Origin of the sequence: Streptomyces sp. NPDC052496, assembly GCF_040679095.1 — a bacterium.
Classification (GTDB): domain Bacteria; phylum Actinomycetota; class Actinomycetes; order Streptomycetales; family Streptomycetaceae; genus Streptomyces.
Genome location: NZ_JBFAUH010000014.1, coordinates 193,107 through 209,522 on the forward strand (window position 1 = coordinate 193,107; position 16,416 = coordinate 209,522).

Below are 16,416 nucleotides of genomic sequence, written 5' to 3' on the forward strand. Positions count from 1 at the left end.
GTGACCGATGGGTAAAGGACACAATCGAGGCAAAAGGCGGCGGTTCCCGTTCTCTACCGTCCCGGCTGCCCCACTCGTCCCGGTTGCAGGACCCGGCTGAACAGTACCTGCCCGCTGTCCTCACGCAGCCGTACGGTCAGTTCGCCGCTGTCCCCGTCGATGTCCACCTCGCCGAAGTACTGCGGGCTCTCCGCGGGGGAGACGTTCGCCCGCTGCGGCGCCTTGACGAAGGGCTGGGCGGGCCCGAACGTACCGTCCAGCGGCACGGCCGGGAAGCCGCCCGCGTTCAGCGGGCCCGAGACGAACTCCCAGAACGGCGCGAAGTCCTTGAAGGCGGCGCGCGACGGGTCGTAGTGCTGGGCCGAGGTGTAGTGCACATCGGTCGTCAGCCAGACCGTGCCGGTGACGCGGTGGTGCTTGATGTGCCGCAGCAGCTCCGCGATCTGCAGTTCCCGGCCCAGCGGCGCGCCCGGGTCGCCCTGCGCCACCGCCTCGAAGTCCGTCTTGCCGTCCGCGACCACCAGCCCCAGCGGCAGGTCGGAGGCGATCACCTTCCACACGGCGCGGGAGCGCGACAGCGACCGCTTGAGCCAGGCCAGCTGCTCGGCCCCGAGGATGCCCTGCCGCTCGTCGGTCTGCCGGTTCGGGGAGTTGGCGTTCCGGTACGTCCGCATGTCCAGCACGAACACGTCCAGCAGCGGCCCGTGGTCGATCACGCGGTAGACCCGGCCGCCCCGGTCCGGACGGAGCGTACGGATGGGGAAGTACTCCCGGAACGCGCGCAGCGAACGGGCCGCGAGCACGTCGACGTCCTTCTCGGTGTACCGGGCGTCGTCGAGGATCTGGCCCGGGTACCAGTTGTTGCGCACCTCGTGGTCGTCCCACTGGATGACCGTGGGGACCTGGGCGTTGAAGCGGCGCAGGTTCGCGTCCAGCAAGTTGTACCTGAAGGCGCCGCGGTACTCCGCCAGCGTCTCGGCGACCTTCGACTTCTCCTCGGTGGTCACATTGCGCCAGATCCGGCCGTCGGGCAGTCGCACACTGGCCTCGATCGGACTGTCGGCGTAGATGTTGTCGCCGCTGCACAGGAAGAAGTCCGGGTCGCGGCGGCGCATCTCCTCGTAGATCCGGTAACCGCCGTGCTCCGGGCTGATGCCCCAGCCCTGCCCGGCGAGGTCGCCCGACCAGGTGAAGCGCACGCCGTCGCGGCGCCGGGCCGAGGCGGTGCGGAAGGTGCCGGTGACCGGCTCACCCGTACGCCGGTAGTCGTGCGGGTCGGCGAGCAGCACCCGGTAGTGGATCTGCTCGCCGGACGGCAGGCCGTGCAGCGCGGTGGTGCCGGTGAAATCCGTACCGGGGCCGAGCACCGGGCCGTGCCAGGTACGCGCGTTGCGGAACGACTCGGTCGCCGCGGTCTGCACGATCATCCGGGCCGGCCGGTCGGCGCGCACCCACACCAGCCCGGAAGAGGTCGTCACGTCCCCGGTCTGCACGCCCCACGGGGCGCTCGGCCGCCCGGCGCGCAGCTGGGCCGGCGCCGCTCCCGTACGTGCTGCGGCGCCCGTTCCGGTACCGGCCGCGCCCGCGGCGTGCGCGGTGGCGGGGAGGGCGAGCGCCGCGGCGCCGAGCGCCGCGCCGTGCAGCAGTGACCGCCGGTCGACCGTTCTGCCGGATCCCTGCGCCATGTGAAACCTCCCGGTGTACGACCGGTCCGGTGCGACCGATCTTGGTGACGCTCCCGTTCGTACCGTCGCCCGGTGCCCCGCCGCCGAACGCACGGTGAACTCCAGGCGGCCGGCCGGAGCCGGTTGCCCGGACCGGCCGCGGGGATGAAGAGTACGGCGCGGTCCGTCTCCGGGGCCGGTACGAAACCGGCCGCCCGGCGGAACGTTTCCGACCCGTCCGCCACCCGACCCCCGACCGAAACTGCCACCTCCCGAACGTTCCTGCTGGACAACGACCGGCCCGCCCGCTGGGATGAACGCGTGCGAACCGATTCCGCGACCGAAGTCTTCCAGGAGCACCGCCCCGTGCTGCTGGGAGTGGCCTACCGGATGCTCGGCCGGGTCGCCGACGCCGAGGACGTGGTGCAGGAGGCATGGCTGCGCTGGGCGTCCGCCGACCGGGAGCAGGTACGCGAGCCGCGTGCCTATCTGGTGCGCGTGACGACCCGGCTGGCGATCGACCGGCTGCGGCAGGTCCAGGCGCGCCGCGAGGCGTACGTGGGCCCCTGGCTGCCCGAGCCGCTGGCCACCGACTTCGGCGACACGGCCGCCGACACCGCCGAACGCGCGGTGCTCGCCGAGACCGTCACCCTCGCCGTCCTGGTGGTACTGGAGTCGCTGTCGCCGCTGGAACGCGCGGTGTTCGTCCTGCGCGAGGCGTTCGGCTACCCGTACGCGGAGATCGCCACCGTCCTGGAGCGCGGCGAGGCCGCCGTACGCCAACTCGCGGGCCGCGCCCGGCGCCACGTCGAGGAACGCCGCCCGCGCTTCGAGGTCGACCCCGCCCGGCAGCGCGACCTGACCGAGCGTTTCCTCGCGGCCGCCGCGGGCGAGGACCTGGAGGGGCTGCTGAACCTGCTGGCCGACGACGTACGGCTGGTCGGCGACAGCGGCGGCAAGGCCAAGGCGCCCCTGCGGGTCATCGAGACCGCCGACAAGGTCGGCCGCTTCCTGCTCGGCGCGGCCCGGGCCGGCGTCCCGGCGGCCGAGTTCGTCTTCCGGGAGCTCAACGGTGGAATCGCGCTGCTGGTGCTCTCCGCGGGCAAGCCGGACGCGGTCTTCCAGGTCGACGTGGTGGACGGCCGGATCCAGACCGTCTACGTCATCCGCAACCCGGAGAAGCTGGCGTCACTTGCGGCGCAGGGCTGACCCGGCGCAGCTCACGCACGGCCCGTACGGCAGCCCGCAGTCCGAGCCGCGGGCTCGACAGCACGACTCCGTACGCGGCCCCGGAACCAGCGGCCCCGGAACCGTGCCTGGTCCCGGAACCGTGCGTGCTCCCGGAACCGTGCGTGCTCCCGGAACCGTGCGTGGTCCCGGAACCGTCCGTCGCGGCGGCCACCCGCTCCGCCGCCGCGGCCATCGACGCCTGCGCGAGGACGATCGCGTCGGCGCGCCCTGTGCCGCCACCGTCCGGGAACGTCTCCCGCTGCGCCTCACGGACCGCCGTGGCGACGGCGGCGGTGCAGCCCTCCTGGTCACCCGCCGTGAAGAGGTCCCAGGCGCCCGGCACGACCCGGGTCACCACGGTGACCTCCCGGCCCGCGCGGGCGGCCTCCTCGGCGATCAGGTCAGCGGTGGGCCGCAGGGTGCTCTCCACCGTGGCGAGCACGGTGACGCGCGGTCCGGCCTCGACGGCCGCGGCGGCCATCGGCCGGTCCACGCGCAGTACGGGCACACCGGCGGCCGCCCCCGCCTCCTCGGCGACCGCGCCGATGGTCGAGCAGGTGCAGAGGACCGCCGACGCCCCTTCCGCCACGGCCGCGGCGAGCACGTCCCGTACCGCCGTCCCGACCGCCCGCGGCCCTTCCTTCCGGGCCCGGTCCAGCAGGTCCGGGTGGACCAGATGCCGCACGGGCGTGCCGGGGGAGTCCTCGTCGCGCAGCGCGTCGAAGACCGGAACGTGCACGGGGGAGGTGTGCAGCAACGCAAGCATGATCGCGAGGCTAACCGATCGGGACCGCCGGTCACCGGCCGGGGAACGGATCGGCCCATTGGTCTTGACCAAGGGTGGGGGCAGCCATATCGTCACAGGGATACTGCAACAACCTTTAATAAAGAAGCGCTCATATCCGAGTGCGTGTGCGGGCCCGGGGCGGGTCCGCACTCCGGCGGGGACCACCTCCGCCGGGAAGACGGCCATGGCGGAGGACAGGGTGGGGACCACGCAGCTCGAAACGGCGCCGGAGCCGAAGTACTGGCACCTCAAGACCGTGCTCAGCGAGGCTCTGGACTCGGAGTTCTCGGTCGGCGAGATCCTGCCCAACGAGCGTGAGCTGGCGGCGCGGTTCGGCGTCGCGCGCGCCACGCTGCGCCAGGCACTGGAGCAGTTGGAACTGGAAGGCCGCCTGCAGCGCCGCCGCGGTGTCGGTACGACCGTCGCACCGCCCCGCGTGGGCGTGGCCGTCGACCCCGCGCGCCACACCTGGCCCGGCGCGCCCGGCGACGACTGGCAGCCCGTCGACGCCGCCGAGACGCAGAGTGTCCCCGCCGCCGTGGCGCGCCTGCTGGAACTGTCACCCGGCGAGCAGGTGTACGTCGTGCACCGCAGCCGGGTCACGCACGGTCAGCCGGTCGCCGCCGAGCAGCTGTACGTACCCGCCCGTTCCGTCCCGGACGCCGCGCCGCACACCGCCGTGGACGCGCCGGCCCGCGCCCGTACGGTCCTGCGCGCCCTCCAGCAGCTCGAACTGGAAGGCCAGGACCGCGCCGTGGAACTCGGCTCGGCCCGCGCCGACGACGCCAAGGAGCTGGACCGGCTGCCCGGCGCCCCCGTCCTCGTCGTCACCACCCGCTACTTCGCGGGCGGCCGGACCGCGGCCGTGGCCCTGTCCACCTACCGCGCCGACACCTGCCGCCTCACCTTCGGCGACAACGAGAGCGACAGCACGCCCGACACGGGTGTCGCCGTCCTCGCGAGTTAGGCACCGCCTTTCCTGCGGGCACCGCCTTTCCTGGAGACACCGCCTTTCCTAGGGGCACCGCCTTTCCTGGAGGTACCGCCTTTCCTGGAGACACCGCCTTTCCTAGGGGCACCGCCTTTCCTGGAGGTACCGCCTTTCCTGGGAGTCGCTGCGCGACCATCGGTCCATGCTGAGAGTCGGATCGGTCGTACTGGGTGCTTCGGACGTGCGGCGTGCGGCTGCCTTCTGGGCGGAGGCCCTGGGGTATGTGCCACGCGGTGAGACGGAAGACGACTGGGTGGTCCTCAAGCCCGCGGCCGGGCCCGGGGTCCAGGTGTCGATCGGCCTGAGTGAGACGCCCGTACCGGAGCGTCCGCGGGTCCACCTGGACCTGTACGCCGGTGACGCCGCCGACCAGGCCGCCGAGGTCGAGCGCCTGGTGTCCCTGGGCGCCCGGCGGGTCGACTGGGACCACTACCCGGACGACGCCGACTTCGTCGTCCTCGCCGACCCCGAGGGCAACCGCTTCTGCGTCATCGACACCGGGCGCGACTGACGGACCGGGCTTCCGGGCCCGTCCGTGACCCCGGGCCTCGCCCCACCCCGCCCCGCCCCTTCCCTTCACCCGGCAGCGGATATGCCGTCCGCCGGTGCGTCGCCCACTGGCCTGTCGCCCACCGCCCCGTCACCCACCGCCCCGTCACCCACCGGTCTGCCGCCCACAGACCCGTCACTCACCGGCTCATCGCCCTCCGAAGCGTCGACCGGGGACGTCAGGAACGCCCGCACCATCGGCACGACCAGATCGGCACGCCGCGGCAGGTCGCTGTGGGTGGTCCCCGGGAGGACACCGAGCTGGGAGCCGGGAATCAGCTCGTGCATCTCGACGGCGTGCTCCAGCCGGACGAAGTCGGTGTCACCGACCAGCAGGAGGACCGGCGCAGCCATACCCGCCAGGCTCCGGGCGGGCCAGCCCTCGAACGCGTGCACCGTCGGTTGCAGCTTCTCGGCGAACGCCTCGAAGCGGCCGGGATCGGGAGCGACCTTCGCGTACGCCTCGTACATCTCCTGGAAGTCGCTCTCGGTGGGCATCCGCGGCGAGCCCGGCAGCGCGCGCGGGTCGAGGATCTCCGGGTGGTACCCGTCGGGGCGGTAGTGGGTGGAGGCGAGCACCAGCCGGCCCACCCGCTCGGGCCGGGTCAGCGCCAGCTGGAGAGCGGTCAGGCCGCCGAGGCTGAACCCGAAGAAGTCCGCCCGGCCGATCCCGAGGTGGTCCAGCAGCCCCACCACGTCGTCGGCCAGATGTGTGAGCGTCGGATCCCGGTCGATGTCGCCGGTGTGCCCGTGGCCCTGCAGCTCGACGGCGACGACCTGCCGCGTCGTGGCGAGTGCGGGCAGTATGCCGCCGAACGTCAGGTCGATGGTGAGCAGCCCGCCGTGCAGCAGGACCAGCGGCGGGCCGGTGCCGTGCACCTCGTAGTACAGCTCCAGACCGTTGACCCGCGCGTATCCGGCGGACGACGGATACGTGGTGGTTTCCCGTTCCTCGCTCAACGCGCTCTCCCCGTCTCGACCCCGCTGCCGACCGGCTCGGTGACGCCTGCTCAGCCGGCACCGGGCACCTGCTCAGCACATTAGCCGGGGGGTCTGACAACGCCCGCGCGTCACGCCGGGGACCGGGACCGGGAAACGGAACCGGGCCGGGAAGCACCGTCACGGCCTGTTCAGGTACGTGAGGACGGCGAGGACGCGGCGGTTGCTGCTGTCGTCGTCGGTGATGCCGAGTTTGCCGAACATGGAGGTGGTGTACTTGCTGATGGCGCTCTCGCTGAGGAAGAGCCGCTGGCCGATGGCCTGGTTGGACAGGCCCTCGGCCATCAGGCCGAGTACGGAGTGCTCGCGTTCGGTGAGTCCCGCGAGGCGTCGGTTCGAGGAGCCGCTGGCCAGGAGTTTGGCGATGACGGCCGGGTCCATGGCGGTCCCGCCGGCCGCGACCCGTTCCAGGGCGTCCATGAACTGATCGGCGTCGAACACGCTCTCCTTGAGGAAGTAACCGATGCCGCCGGCACCGTCGTCCAGCAGCTCCCGGGCGTACAGCTGTTCGACGTGCTGGGAGAGGACCAGGACCGGCAGGCCCGGCACTTCGCGACGGGCGGCGAGGGCCGCGCGCAGGCCCTCGTCCGACTGGGCCGGCGGCATCCGGACGTCGACGACGGCGACGTCCGGCCGCCACGTCAGCAGCGCTTCGAGCGTTTCGGGCCCGGTGGCCGCGGTCGCCACCACCTGGTGCCCGCACGCTTCGATGAGGCGCACCATCCCGTCACGCAGGAGGTAGAGGTCTTCGGCTACAACGATTCGCATGGCACCATCATCCTCACCCGGGTCGGGCCGCCCGCCGGGCTGGTGATCTCCAAGGTGCCGTCGAAGACCGTGAGGCGACGGCGCAGCCCCGCGAGCCCGCCGCCGTCCTGCTCGACGGCGCCGCCCCGGCCGTCGTCCTCGACGTCGACGACGAGGAAGGCGCCGGTGCCGGTGTCGTCCCGGGTGATGGAGATCCGCGCCCGGTCCGCACGGGCGTGCTTGGCCGCGTTGGTCAGCAGTTCGGCGATCCCGAAGTACAGGGCGGACTCGATCGGCGGGTCCAGGCGCGGCTCAGGACCGGCGCTGACGGTCGCTTCGAGCGGGCTGTCGAGGGCGAAGGCCCGTACGGCGTCGACGAGCCCTCGCTCGTTCAGCACCGGCGGATTGATGCCTCTGACCAGTTCACGGAGCTCGGTCAGCGACGCGGCGGCGCCGACGCGCGCTTCCCGCATCAGCGCTCTGGCCTGCGCGGGATCGGTGGCCATCAGCTTCTCCGCGGTCGCCAAGGACAACCCCAGCCCGACCAGGCGCGCCTGGGCCCCGTCGTGCAGATCCCGCTCGATCCGGCGGATCTCGGCGGCCTGCGCGACCGTCGTGTCCGCGCGCTGGGCGGTCAGCTCGTCGACCCGGTCCGTCAGAACCATCGTGCGCGAAGGCCCCAGGAACCGTACGGCCACCGGCCCGATGACCCGCCAGGCGTACGGAGCGGAGGCGACGGCCACGACCGCGGCGAGCGCGCCGACCAGGCGCGCGGGGAGGTCCGGCCGACCGATCCCGAGGGCCGCCACCGCGACCGCGGCCGGCGGGACGGCCGAGACCACGCCGGCGGTGAACGGCGCGATCAGCGTGAAGCGCAGGTCCCGCCAGGTCGCCGGGTCCTTCCACCGGATGCGCCACCGCTGGTCCAGGAGGGCGTCGCGCCGCGTGCGCTCGTAGGAGAAGCCGTTCCACCAGAACCCGGTGGACATCCGCACCACCGGTTCCGCCCGCCGGTACCCGGCGGGGACGTCGGTGCCCGTCCACCGGGCGACGAGGAAGCGGATCGCACGGCAGACCGGGCGGGACAGGGCGAGCGTGCCCACGCCCACCAGCACGGCAGGCGCCACCCACGACCACGGGTTCCCCGGCCCCCACCAGACGCCCAGTGCCACGGCCGCGGCCCACACCACCGGGACCAGCAGGACGACGACCACCACGGCACATGCCTTCGCGAACCCCACGAAGGCCCGGGTCACCCACGACACCATCGGTCGCACCAACCTTTCTTCGACTCCGTCACCCGGGCCGCGGCACGCGCCGGCGGCCACGGCGTCCGCTGCTCCCGCGGTGCGCCGGTACGGCCCGGTCACCCCACTGTGCACCGCGCGGAGCCTGGCCTCTCCCGTATCGGCCCGGTAGTGGGGCCGGCCCCACCCACTCGTACGCCCAGCCCCACCGGCACGTCGGTCCGGGCCGCGACCGCCCGGCCGGGGGCATGACGCAGGCTCTCGGCTCTGAGCCGCGACCGTCCGGTCCGTCAGCCCTGGGCCGCGATCATTCCGTCCGTCAGCCCCGGGCCGTGACCGTCCGGTCCGTCAGTGACCATTCCGTCCGTCAGCCCCGGGCCGTGACCGTCGTGTCCACCGCGAACAGTTCGCCCTCCACGTGGTCCAGTGCGAGCCGCAGGGCACCGGTGGCCACCGCCGCTTCGCCGAGCACGGACAGGGCCACCTGGGGCGGCCGCAGGCAGTAACGGGCCAGTTCGGCGCGGAGCGGGGCCAGTACGTCGTTCAGGCCTGCGGCCCAGCCGCCGACGATCACCAGCTCCGGATCGAGGGCCAGCACCAGCGCCGCGACGTCGTGCACCAGCCGCTGGAGGAAACGGTCCATCGCGTCCCGGGCCCGCGCGTCACCGTCGCGCGCGAGGGCGAACACCCGCGCCACCTGCGCCTCGTCCAGCGGGTGCAGCGGCTGCCCGGTCGTGGACAGCAGCTTCTCCGGTGTGGCCTCGCGCCCCAGCAGGTGCAGCGCGCCGATCTCCCCGGCGGCACCGCCGAAACCGCGGTGCAGCCGGCCGCCGATCAGTGCGCCGGCCCCCGGGCTCAGTCCCGCGAGGACGAAGACCACGTCGTCCGAGCCGGCGGCGGCCCCCTTCCAGTGCTCGGCCACGGCGGCGGCGTTCGCGTCGTTCTCGACCAGGACGGGACACCGGAAGGAGCGGCGCAGCCGGTCGCCGAGCGGCAGTCCGGTCCAGCCGGGGAGCGCCGTACCCAGCCGTACCGTGCCGTCCGCCTCCACGATCCCGGGGCTGCCCACGCCGACCGCCCGCAGCGAACTGCGGGCCACGCCCGCCCGCCGCAGCAGCTCGGCCACCGCGGCCCGCACCTTCTCCAGCCGTTCGTCCGCGGGCGCCGACTCCTCGACCGCGCGCTGCGCGGAGCCGAGCACCCGCCCGCCGAGGTCCGACAGCAGGGCGGCCACCCGGTGCGGGCCGATCTCGATGCCGAGCAGGTGCCCGGCCTCGGTACGGAAGCGGAAGCGGCGGGCCGGGCGGCCCTGGCGGCGGGCGGTGCCCTCGTCGGCGGGCGCCTCGGTCACCAGACCGGTCTCCATCAGGCCCTCGACCACGCCCTCGACGGTGGGCCGGGACAGGCCGGTCACTTCCACGAGGTGGGTGAGCGTCGGGGAGTCGGCGGCGCGCAGCGCGTGCAGCACCACCGCGGAGTTGATCCGTCGCAGCAGGGAGGGATCCCCGCCGGTTAGCCGCCCCAACGTCCGTCTCCCTCGCATTGCGTGTGTGGCGGATCGTAGCCGGTCAGCCGGTGTGCGGCGAGTCCCGGGCGGCGGGTGGGGGCGGTCCGGCGGAGTGCGGTGCGGTGTGTCCCGGGCCGTGCGGCGGCCGTGGTGCGGTGTCTTCCGGGCCGTGCGGCGGCCGTGGCCCGGTGCCCTTGCCGCGGGCGTCAGGGCCGGTCACGGCGCGGGGAGCCTGACGCGAGACCAATTGTCAGACCCTGGCGGTTTACTGACGGCATGACGAACACGACCACCGCCCAGCACCTCACCGCCATCGACCTCCTCCGCGGCCGGGACTTCCCCGACGAGCCGGTCCGCTCCGCCATGGTCGAGAGCGGCCCGGGCTTCCACGTCGCCCAGCTGCGCGGCGACGAGCCGCTCTGGGACGCCGACCCGGCCGACGTCCAGGAGACCGCGCAGGAGTACCGCGCCGAGCTGGAGGGACTCATATCGGCTCTCTGCTTACGCTGGGGCGAGCCCGAGGTGGTGGACCTGGCGGACCATCTGGAGCGGGTGGCCATGGGGATGCCGGTACGGCCGCCGCTCGACGTGCTGTGCGGCCAGGTCCCGCGGGTGCACGCCTGGCGTGCCGAAGGGCGCTGGATCGCGGTCGGCCTGGGGGAGGGCGGCCCCGGCATGCCGGTCTTCCAGCTGCTGGCGGCGGTGGGCCGGGCGGACCTGGTGCCCTGAGAACGGCGAACGGGTGGCGGCTGTGGCGCCGCCGGTCCGCAGCGGACCGGCAGCACCGCCGGCGCCACCCGTTCCGGGCCCGTGGGGTGCGGGGGCCGCGCGCGGACCGTACCGCCGCGGCCGCCCCCGTACGCGGACTGCGCGTCCGGCTCGGCCTACTTGTCCTGCTCGCCTTCCTTGTCACGGTGGTGCGCCCAGGGGTGGCGCAGGCGGATCCAGATGTCCCGGGCCTGGCGCCCGGCCTCGGTCCGGCTGTCGGCCACCAGCTTGCGGGCCTGCTCCGGGGTCTCGACCATCGGGCCGGAACCGCGCAGCGGCTTGCCCGCCGTCTCGTGCAGGAAGAAGGCGGCGATGAAGCCGATGACGCCCGCCACCATCAGGTAGTACGCGGGAACCATGTGGCTGCCCGTGGACTCCACCAGCGCGGAGACGACCAGCGGGGTGGTGCCGCCGAAGAGCGAGACGGAGATGTTGAACGCGATGGACAGCGCCCCGTAGCGCAGATGGGTGGGGAAGAGCGCCGGCAGCGTCGAGGCGGAGGTGCCCGCGAAGCACACCAGCAGCAGGCCCAGGACGAGGCATCCGAAGGCCGGCAGCAGGATGCCGCCCTCCCGGATCAGCAGGAACGCCGGATAGGCCAGTGCCACGAGCGCGACGCTGGACGCCATGAACACCGGCCGACGGCCCCACCGGTCCGAGGTACGGCCCACCGTCGTGATCGTCAGGGCGACGACGACCATGGTGCCCAGGACCAGCAGCTGGGCGGTCGTGGCGTCCTCGCCGAGCGTCTCGGTCATGAAGGTGGGGAGGTAGGACGTCACCATGTAGTTGGTGACGTTGTACAGCAGCACCAGCCCCATGCAGATCAGCACGGCTTCCCAGTGCCCTGTGAAGATCTCCTTCAGCCGGCCCTTGCCCGACTGCCGGGCCTCCTCGACGGGAGTGTCGCCGGAGCTCGCGTTCTGGGCCTCCTGCCGCGCGGCTTCCGCCTCCTGCTTGAAGGCCGGGGTCTCCTCCAGCTTCATGCGCATGTAGAGGCCGATCAGGCCGAGCGGCCCGGCCACCATGAAGGGGATCCGCCAGCCCCAGTCCTCCAGGCCGTCCGTGCCCAGTACGGCGGTGAGCACGGTGACCAGGCCGGAGCCGAGGGCGTAGCCGACGAAGGTGCCGAAGTCGAGCCAGCTGCCGAGGAAGCCGCGGCGCTTGTCCGGGGCGTATTCGGCGATGTAGGTCGTGGCGCCGGCGTACTCCCCTCCGGTCGAGAAGCCCTGCACCAGTCGGCAGAGGAGCAGCAGCAGGGGCGCCGCGAAGCCGATGGAGTCGTAACCGGGCAGGAAGCCGACCGCGAAGGTGCTGATCGCCATCATGATCATGGTGGCGGCCAGCACGCGCTGCCGTCCGATGCGGTCGCCCAGCGGCCCGAAGACCAGACCGCCGAGCGGCCGCACGAGGAAGGCGGCGGCGAAGGTGGCGAAGGTGGAGACGAGCTGGGCGCCGGGGGAGCTGGACGGGAAGAAGACCTTGCCCATCGTGGCCGCCAGGTAGGCGTAGACCCCGAAGTCGAACCACTCCATCATGTTGCCGAGGGCGGCCGCCGTGACCGCGCGGCGTACCTGCGGTCTGTCGGTGACGGTGACTTCCTCGACGCTGAGCTGGTGTTTGCGGCGGCGCAGCAGAGTGCGCAGCAGCCGGTCGGTGTCGGAGTTCCTTCCTCCGTCCGACCGCTTGTTCCGCCGGACGCGCGGCGGCTGAGGCTGACCGGTAGTCATCTCGTCCTGTCGCTAGGGGCTGAGCGGCACATTGGTTACTCCGAGTATCAACGCAAAGGTCGAAATCGGCACAACCAGCATAGGAACGACACGAATGGGGCCAATGGAACGCCGGGCGGACTGTCGGCTCACTGGCCGTATCCACCCGGCGCAACGCTCCCGAACGGGCTAACCGCTCCGCACGGCCCCACCACCCCGTGCGCCCTACACACAACGCACGCCTTACCCGTAACGCGCGACTCACACGTCCCGCGCGTCACCTTCCTCGGCCTCGTCGGCGAAAGCCACCGCACGCAGCCGGGCGTACTCCTCCGCCAGCGCGGCCGGCGGATAGTGCGCGTTGAGTCCACTGGGATTGGGCAGCACCCAGACGCGGGTGTCACCGATCGTCCGCTCCTGCGGCCCGACCTTGGCGTGCTTGTCGTCGAAAGCCACCCGATAGGCCGTCACCCCGGCCACCGCGAGCCACTCCGGCCGCAGCCGCCGCACCTTCTCGGCCAGCTCCCGCCCACCCTCGCGGAACTCCTCCGCGCTCAGCTCGTCGGCCCGGGCGCTCGCCCGCTGCACGACATTGGTGATGCCGAGGCCGTAGCCGAGCAGCTCCTGCTCCTCGGCGGGCTTGAGGAGCCGCGGGGTGAACCCGGACGCGTGCAGGGTGGGCCAGAAGCGGTTGCCGGGCCGGGCGAAGTGGTGGCCGGTGGCCGCCGAGACCAGCCCGGGGTTGATACCGCAGAAAAGCACCCGCAGGCCGGGCGCCGCCACGTCAGGGACGAGACGGCCGCGCGCGGCCTGCAGTTCCTCGGGAGTCAATCCCATCTCAGCAGCGCCTCACAGGATGGAGCCCGGCGTGTACGCCGCGGCCTCGGGGTACTGCTTGGTGATCTCCTCGATCCGCGCGACGACGGCGGCCACCTGGTCGGCGGCGGCGCCCGTGAAGGACAGCTTGTCCGCCATCAGCGCGTCCAACTGGGCGCGGTCCAGCGGGATCCGCTCGTCCGCCGCGAGCTTGTCGAGCAGTTCGTTGCGCTCCGCACCCTGTTCGCGCATGGCGAGCGCCGCGGCGACCGCGTTCTCCTTGATCGCCTCGTGCGCCACCTCGCGGCCCACTCCGGCCCGTACGGCACCCATCAGCACCTTGGTCGTGGCGAGGAAGGGCAGGTAGCGGTCCAGCTCCCGCGCGACGACGGCGGGGAAGGCGCCGAACTCGTCCAGCACGGTCAGGAACGTCTCCAGCAGGCCGTCCAGGGCGAAGAAGGAGTCCGGCAGCGCGACCCGGCGCACCACCGAGCAGGACACGTCGCCCTCGTTCCACTGGTCACCGGACAGCTCGCCGGCCATCGAGGCGTAACCGCGCAGGATGACCATCAGGCCGTTGACGCGCTCGCAGGAGCGGGTGTTCATCTTGTGCGGCATCGCGGACGAGCCCACCTGGCCGGGCTTGAAACCCTCGGTCACCAGCTCGTGGCCGGCCATCAGGCGGATCGTCTTGGCGATCGAGGAGGGCGCCGCGGCCAGCTGCACCAGCGCGGTGACCACGTCGTAGTCCAGCGAGCGCGGATAGACCTGGCCGACGGAGGTGAACGCCTGGCCGAAGCCGAGGTGCCCGGCGATCCGCTGCTCCAGCTCGGCCAGCTTCGCGGCGTCACCGCCCAGCAGGTCCAGCATGTCCTGCGCGGTGCCGACCGGACCCTTGATGCCGCGCAGCGGATAGCGGTCCAGCAGGTCCGTCAGCCGCCCGTACGCGACCAGCAGCTCGTCGGCGGCGGTCGCGAAGCGCTTGCCCAGCGTGGTCGCCTGGGCCGCGACGTTGTGCGAACGCCCCGCCATGACCAGCTCGGCGTGCTCCCCGGCGAGCCGGCCCAGCCGCGCCAGCACGGCGACCGTACGGTCCCGCATCAGCTCCAGCGACAGCCGGATCTGCAGCTGCTCGACATTCTCGGTCAGGTCACGGGAGGTCATGCCCTTGTGGACCTGCTCGTGCCCGGCGAGCGCGTTGAACTCCTCGATACGGGCCTTCACGTCGTGCCGGGTGACCTTCTCACGCTCGGCGATCGAGGCCAGATCGACATCGTCCAGCACCCGCTCGTAATCAGCGAGCGCCTGCTCCGGCACCTCCACCCCGAGGTCCTTCTGCGCACGGAGCACCGCGAGCCACAGCTTGCGCTCCAGCTTCACCTTGTACTCGGGGGACCACAGGACGGCGAGCTCCGCGGAGGCGTAGCGGCCGGCCAGAACATTCGGAATGCGGGGCTTGGCAGTCACGGGACGAGAGTCTACTGGTCACGCAGGTGTGACCGGTCAGAGGCGGGTGCCCCGCGGATGCGGTCCGGGTCCGCTGCCCCGGGCCGGGCCCGCTCACCACCCGCTGTGGACCAGTAGGGGCAGCCCGGGTTCGTCGACGGGATGCGTGTGTGGCGGGCGTCACGTCGAGAGAGTTCTGATGTTCGCGCTAGGGTGAACATCGAGCGCGGGTGGCCTGCGCAGGTGCCTTTTACAGGCACGGACCTGGCACGAGGTGGGGGATCATGGACAACGAACTCTTCGCTTACAGCCCGATCGTCGAGCGGGAACCGATCCACTGGCCGGACGGCGCGCGCGTCGCCTTCTACGTGGGGCTCAACGTCGAGCATTATCAGGTCGACCGGCCCTCGACCAGCATCTTCCCGGGCACCGCGGGGCTGGCGCCGGACCCGCTGAACTACGGCTGGCGTGACTACGGTCCCCGGGTGGGTATCTGGCGGCTGATCGAGAGCCTCGACCGGCACGGCCTGCGCGCCAGTGTCATGCTCAACTCCGCGGTCACCCGCCACTATCCGCAGATCGTCGAAGCGGGCCGGGCCCGCGACTGGGCCTGGATCGCGCACGGCCGCGACAACTCCACCTTCCAGGCGGACATGACCGTCGAGGAGGAGCGCGCCTACCTCACGGAGGTCGTCGGCGCCATCGAGAAGGCCACCGGCCGGCGCCCCCGCGGCTGGCTCGGCCCGGCGCTGACCGAGACCTTCCGTACGCCGGAACTGCTCGCCGAACTCGGCCTGGACTACGTACTGGACTGGGCCAACGACGACCAGCCGTACCGCCTGAACGTGCCGGGCATGCTCAGCGTTCCGTACTCCATCGAGGTCAACGACATCAGCCTGTTCGTCGGCAAGAGCCTCAGCGGCCCGGACTTCGTGCAGATCGTCAAGGACCAGCTCGACCAGCTGTACGCCGACTCCGCGGACAGCGGCCGGGTCATGTCCCTGGTCCTGCACCCGTTCGTCATCAACCAGCCGTTCCGGCACAAGTACCTGGACCAGGCCCTCGAACACATCGCGAACCACCCCGGCGTCTGGCTGACGACCAGCGACGAGATCGCCGAGCACTACGCCCGCACGACCGCCGGCGAGGGGGAGCGGGGCCGCTCCTAGTCCTCGTACGTGCGCAGATCCTCGTACGGCACCAGCTCCGGGCGCTTCGGCGCGCGGCCGTCCCCGCTGGAGCGGCCGGTCAGGCGGCGGCCGATCCAGGGGACGAGGTGCTGGCGGGCGAAGCGTACGTCCGCGGTGCGCCGGGCCCTCCAGCCCGGCGGGACGAAGGCGGGCAGCGGGGCGTCCCAGTCGGACTCGGCGGGGAGACCGAGGGCCTGCCAGACGGCCTCGGCCACCCGTTCGTGCCCGGCCTTGTTCAGGTGGAGCCGGTCCTCCGCCCACATCCGGGGGTCGGCCAGCGCGCGCGAGGAGAAGAGGTCCACCACGATGGCGTCGTGCTGGGCGGCCAGCGCGTCGATGTGGGCGAAGAGCTGTTCCATGCGGGGCCGGAACCGTTCCAGGACCGGGCCCTGCCGCCCGGGGCTGCGCATCAGGACGAGCTGCCCGCAGTCCTTGGCCAGCCGTCCCGCGGCCTCTTCCAGGAGGGCGCAGACCCGGTCCACGTCGCACTTGGGACGCAGTACGTCGTTCAGCCCGCCCACCAGGGTGACCAGATCGGCGCCCATCGCGGCCGCAGGACCGGTCTGCTCGTCGACGATCTGCCCGATGAGCTTGCCGCGCACCGCGAGGTTGGCGTAGCGGAAACCGGGGGTACGGGCCGCGAGCCGGGCGGCCAGCAGGTCCGCCCAGCCGCGGTACGAGCCGTCCGGCAGCACGTCGGACATGCCCTCGGTGAAGCTGTCGCCCACCGCGACGAAACTGGTGTAGGTGGCATTGATCTCCATGG

14 protein-coding genes and 1 pseudogene are annotated in these 16,416 nt (G+C 72.4%); 5 read left to right on the top strand and 10 right to left on the bottom strand.

All coding sequences use genetic code 11. The features are described 5' to 3' along the window. Nucleotides 1–53: 53 nt before the first annotated feature. Nucleotides 54–1,685 carry an alkaline phosphatase D family protein gene (locus tag AB0L45_RS20355; protein WP_365841755.1) on the bottom strand — a complete coding sequence of 544 codons (1,632 nt, stop codon included), beginning with the start codon at nucleotides 1,683–1,685 and terminating at the stop codon, nucleotides 54–56. A 300-nt stretch (nucleotides 1,686–1,985) separates the two neighbouring features. Between AB0L45_RS20355 and AB0L45_RS20360 the strand changes: the two genes are divergently transcribed. Continuing rightward, nucleotides 1,986–2,873 carry an RNA polymerase sigma-70 factor gene (locus AB0L45_RS20360; RefSeq protein WP_365841757.1) on the top strand — a complete coding sequence of 296 codons (888 nt, stop codon included), beginning with the start codon at nucleotides 1,986–1,988 and terminating at the stop codon, nucleotides 2,871–2,873. 190 nt (nucleotides 2,874–3,063) lie between these two features. On the opposite strand, the pseudogene AB0L45_RS20365 reads toward AB0L45_RS20360, so the two are convergent. Next, nucleotides 3,064–3,660: pseudogene (locus AB0L45_RS20365) on the bottom strand (aspartate/glutamate racemase family protein); the annotation flags it as partial. A gap of 220 nt (nucleotides 3,661–3,880) precedes the next feature. On the opposite strand from AB0L45_RS20365, the gene AB0L45_RS20370 reads away from it, so the two are divergent. Continuing rightward, nucleotides 3,881–4,648 (top strand): GntR family transcriptional regulator, encoded by a 768-nt coding sequence (locus AB0L45_RS20370; RefSeq protein WP_365841759.1) that lies wholly within the window; start codon nucleotides 3,881–3,883, stop codon nucleotides 4,646–4,648. A 166-nt stretch (nucleotides 4,649–4,814) separates the two neighbouring features. Beyond that, the gene (locus AB0L45_RS20375; RefSeq protein WP_365841761.1) at nucleotides 4,815–5,183 is read left to right on the top strand and encodes a VOC family protein; all 369 of its coding nucleotides are present in this window, start codon (nucleotides 4,815–4,817) and stop codon (nucleotides 5,181–5,183) included. Between the two features lie 65 nt (nucleotides 5,184–5,248). Here AB0L45_RS20375 and AB0L45_RS20380 read toward each other — a convergent pair whose 3' ends face one another. The 4 genes from AB0L45_RS20380 to AB0L45_RS20395 all read right to left on the bottom strand — a co-directional run bounded on the left by AB0L45_RS20380 (nucleotide 5,249) and on the right by AB0L45_RS20395 (nucleotide 9,739). Continuing rightward, the gene (locus tag AB0L45_RS20380) at nucleotides 5,249–6,181 is read right to left on the bottom strand and encodes an alpha/beta hydrolase (protein ID WP_365841763.1); all 933 of its coding nucleotides are present in this window, start codon (nucleotides 6,179–6,181) and stop codon (nucleotides 5,249–5,251) included. Nucleotides 6,182–6,340: 159 nt separating this feature from the next. Continuing rightward, entirely contained in the window at nucleotides 6,341–6,988 is a 648-nt protein-coding gene (locus AB0L45_RS20385; RefSeq protein WP_365841765.1) for a response regulator transcription factor, read from the bottom strand. Then, complete coding sequence (locus AB0L45_RS20390; protein ID WP_365841767.1) at nucleotides 6,973–8,235, bottom strand: histidine kinase; 1,263 nt, start codon at nucleotides 8,233–8,235, stop codon at nucleotides 6,973–6,975. Before AB0L45_RS20390 ends, AB0L45_RS20385 begins: the two co-directional genes overlap by 16 nt. A gap of 346 nt (nucleotides 8,236–8,581) precedes the next feature. Next, complete coding sequence (locus tag AB0L45_RS20395) at nucleotides 8,582–9,739, bottom strand: ROK family transcriptional regulator (RefSeq protein WP_365841768.1); 1,158 nt, start codon at nucleotides 9,737–9,739, stop codon at nucleotides 8,582–8,584. A gap of 258 nt (nucleotides 9,740–9,997) precedes the next feature. On the opposite strand from AB0L45_RS20395, the gene AB0L45_RS20400 reads away from it, so the two are divergent. Further along, entirely contained in the window at nucleotides 9,998–10,450 is a 453-nt protein-coding gene (locus tag AB0L45_RS20400) for a hypothetical protein (protein WP_365841770.1), read from the top strand. Nucleotides 10,451–10,605: 155 nt separating this feature from the next. Here the strand turns inward: AB0L45_RS20400 and proP are convergent, their stop codons facing one another. The 3 genes from proP to purB all read right to left on the bottom strand — a co-directional run bounded on the left by proP (nucleotide 10,606) and on the right by purB (nucleotide 14,481). After that, nucleotides 10,606–12,138 (bottom strand): glycine betaine/L-proline transporter ProP, encoded by a 1,533-nt coding sequence (gene proP, locus AB0L45_RS20405; RefSeq protein ID WP_365841847.1) that lies wholly within the window; start codon nucleotides 12,136–12,138, stop codon nucleotides 10,606–10,608. A 321-nt stretch (nucleotides 12,139–12,459) separates the two neighbouring features. Beyond that, nucleotides 12,460–13,035 (bottom strand): G/U mismatch-specific DNA glycosylase, encoded by a 576-nt coding sequence (mug, locus tag AB0L45_RS20410; RefSeq protein ID WP_365841772.1) that lies wholly within the window; start codon nucleotides 13,033–13,035, stop codon nucleotides 12,460–12,462. A gap of 12 nt (nucleotides 13,036–13,047) precedes the next feature. Further along, nucleotides 13,048–14,481 (bottom strand): adenylosuccinate lyase, encoded by a 1,434-nt coding sequence (gene purB, locus AB0L45_RS20415; RefSeq protein ID WP_365841774.1) that lies wholly within the window; start codon nucleotides 14,479–14,481, stop codon nucleotides 13,048–13,050. A gap of 263 nt (nucleotides 14,482–14,744) precedes the next feature. Here purB and AB0L45_RS20420 point away from each other — a divergent pair, with 263 nt between their 5' ends. Further along, complete coding sequence (locus tag AB0L45_RS20420) at nucleotides 14,745–15,629, top strand: polysaccharide deacetylase family protein (protein WP_365841776.1); 885 nt, start codon at nucleotides 14,745–14,747, stop codon at nucleotides 15,627–15,629. Here the strand turns inward: AB0L45_RS20420 and AB0L45_RS20425 are convergent. Next, entirely contained in the window at nucleotides 15,626–16,414 is a 789-nt protein-coding gene (locus tag AB0L45_RS20425) for an SGNH/GDSL hydrolase family protein (protein WP_365841778.1), read from the bottom strand. The genes AB0L45_RS20420 and AB0L45_RS20425 overlap by 4 nt on opposite strands. Nucleotides 16,415–16,416: the final 2 nt, after the last annotated feature.

What these genes read in the sequence shown, in the direction of transcription:
- AB0L45_RS20425 (WP_365841778.1), bottom strand. Translation starts at nt 16,414, where the DNA reads ATGGAGATCAATGCCACCTACACCAGTTTCGTCGCGGTGGGCGACAGC.
- AB0L45_RS20420 (WP_365841776.1), top strand. Translation starts at nt 14,745, where the DNA reads ATGGACAACGAACTCTTCGCTTACAGCCCGATCGTCGAGCGGGAACCG.
- AB0L45_RS20375 (WP_365841761.1), top strand. Translation starts at nt 4,815, where the DNA reads ATGCTGAGAGTCGGATCGGTCGTACTGGGTGCTTCGGACGTGCGGCGT.
- AB0L45_RS20385 (WP_365841765.1), bottom strand. Translation starts at nt 6,988, where the DNA reads ATGCGAATCGTTGTAGCCGAAGACCTCTACCTCCTGCGTGACGGGATG.
- AB0L45_RS20400 (WP_365841770.1), top strand. Translation starts at nt 9,998, where the DNA reads ATGACGAACACGACCACCGCCCAGCACCTCACCGCCATCGACCTCCTC.
- AB0L45_RS20355 (WP_365841755.1), bottom strand. Translation starts at nt 1,685, where the DNA reads ATGGCGCAGGGATCCGGCAGAACGGTCGACCGGCGGTCACTGCTGCAC.
- AB0L45_RS20390 (WP_365841767.1), bottom strand. Translation starts at nt 8,235, where the DNA reads ATGGTGTCGTGGGTGACCCGGGCCTTCGTGGGGTTCGCGAAGGCATGT.
- mug (WP_365841772.1), bottom strand. Translation starts at nt 13,035, where the DNA reads ATGGGATTGACTCCCGAGGAACTGCAGGCCGCGCGCGGCCGTCTCGTC.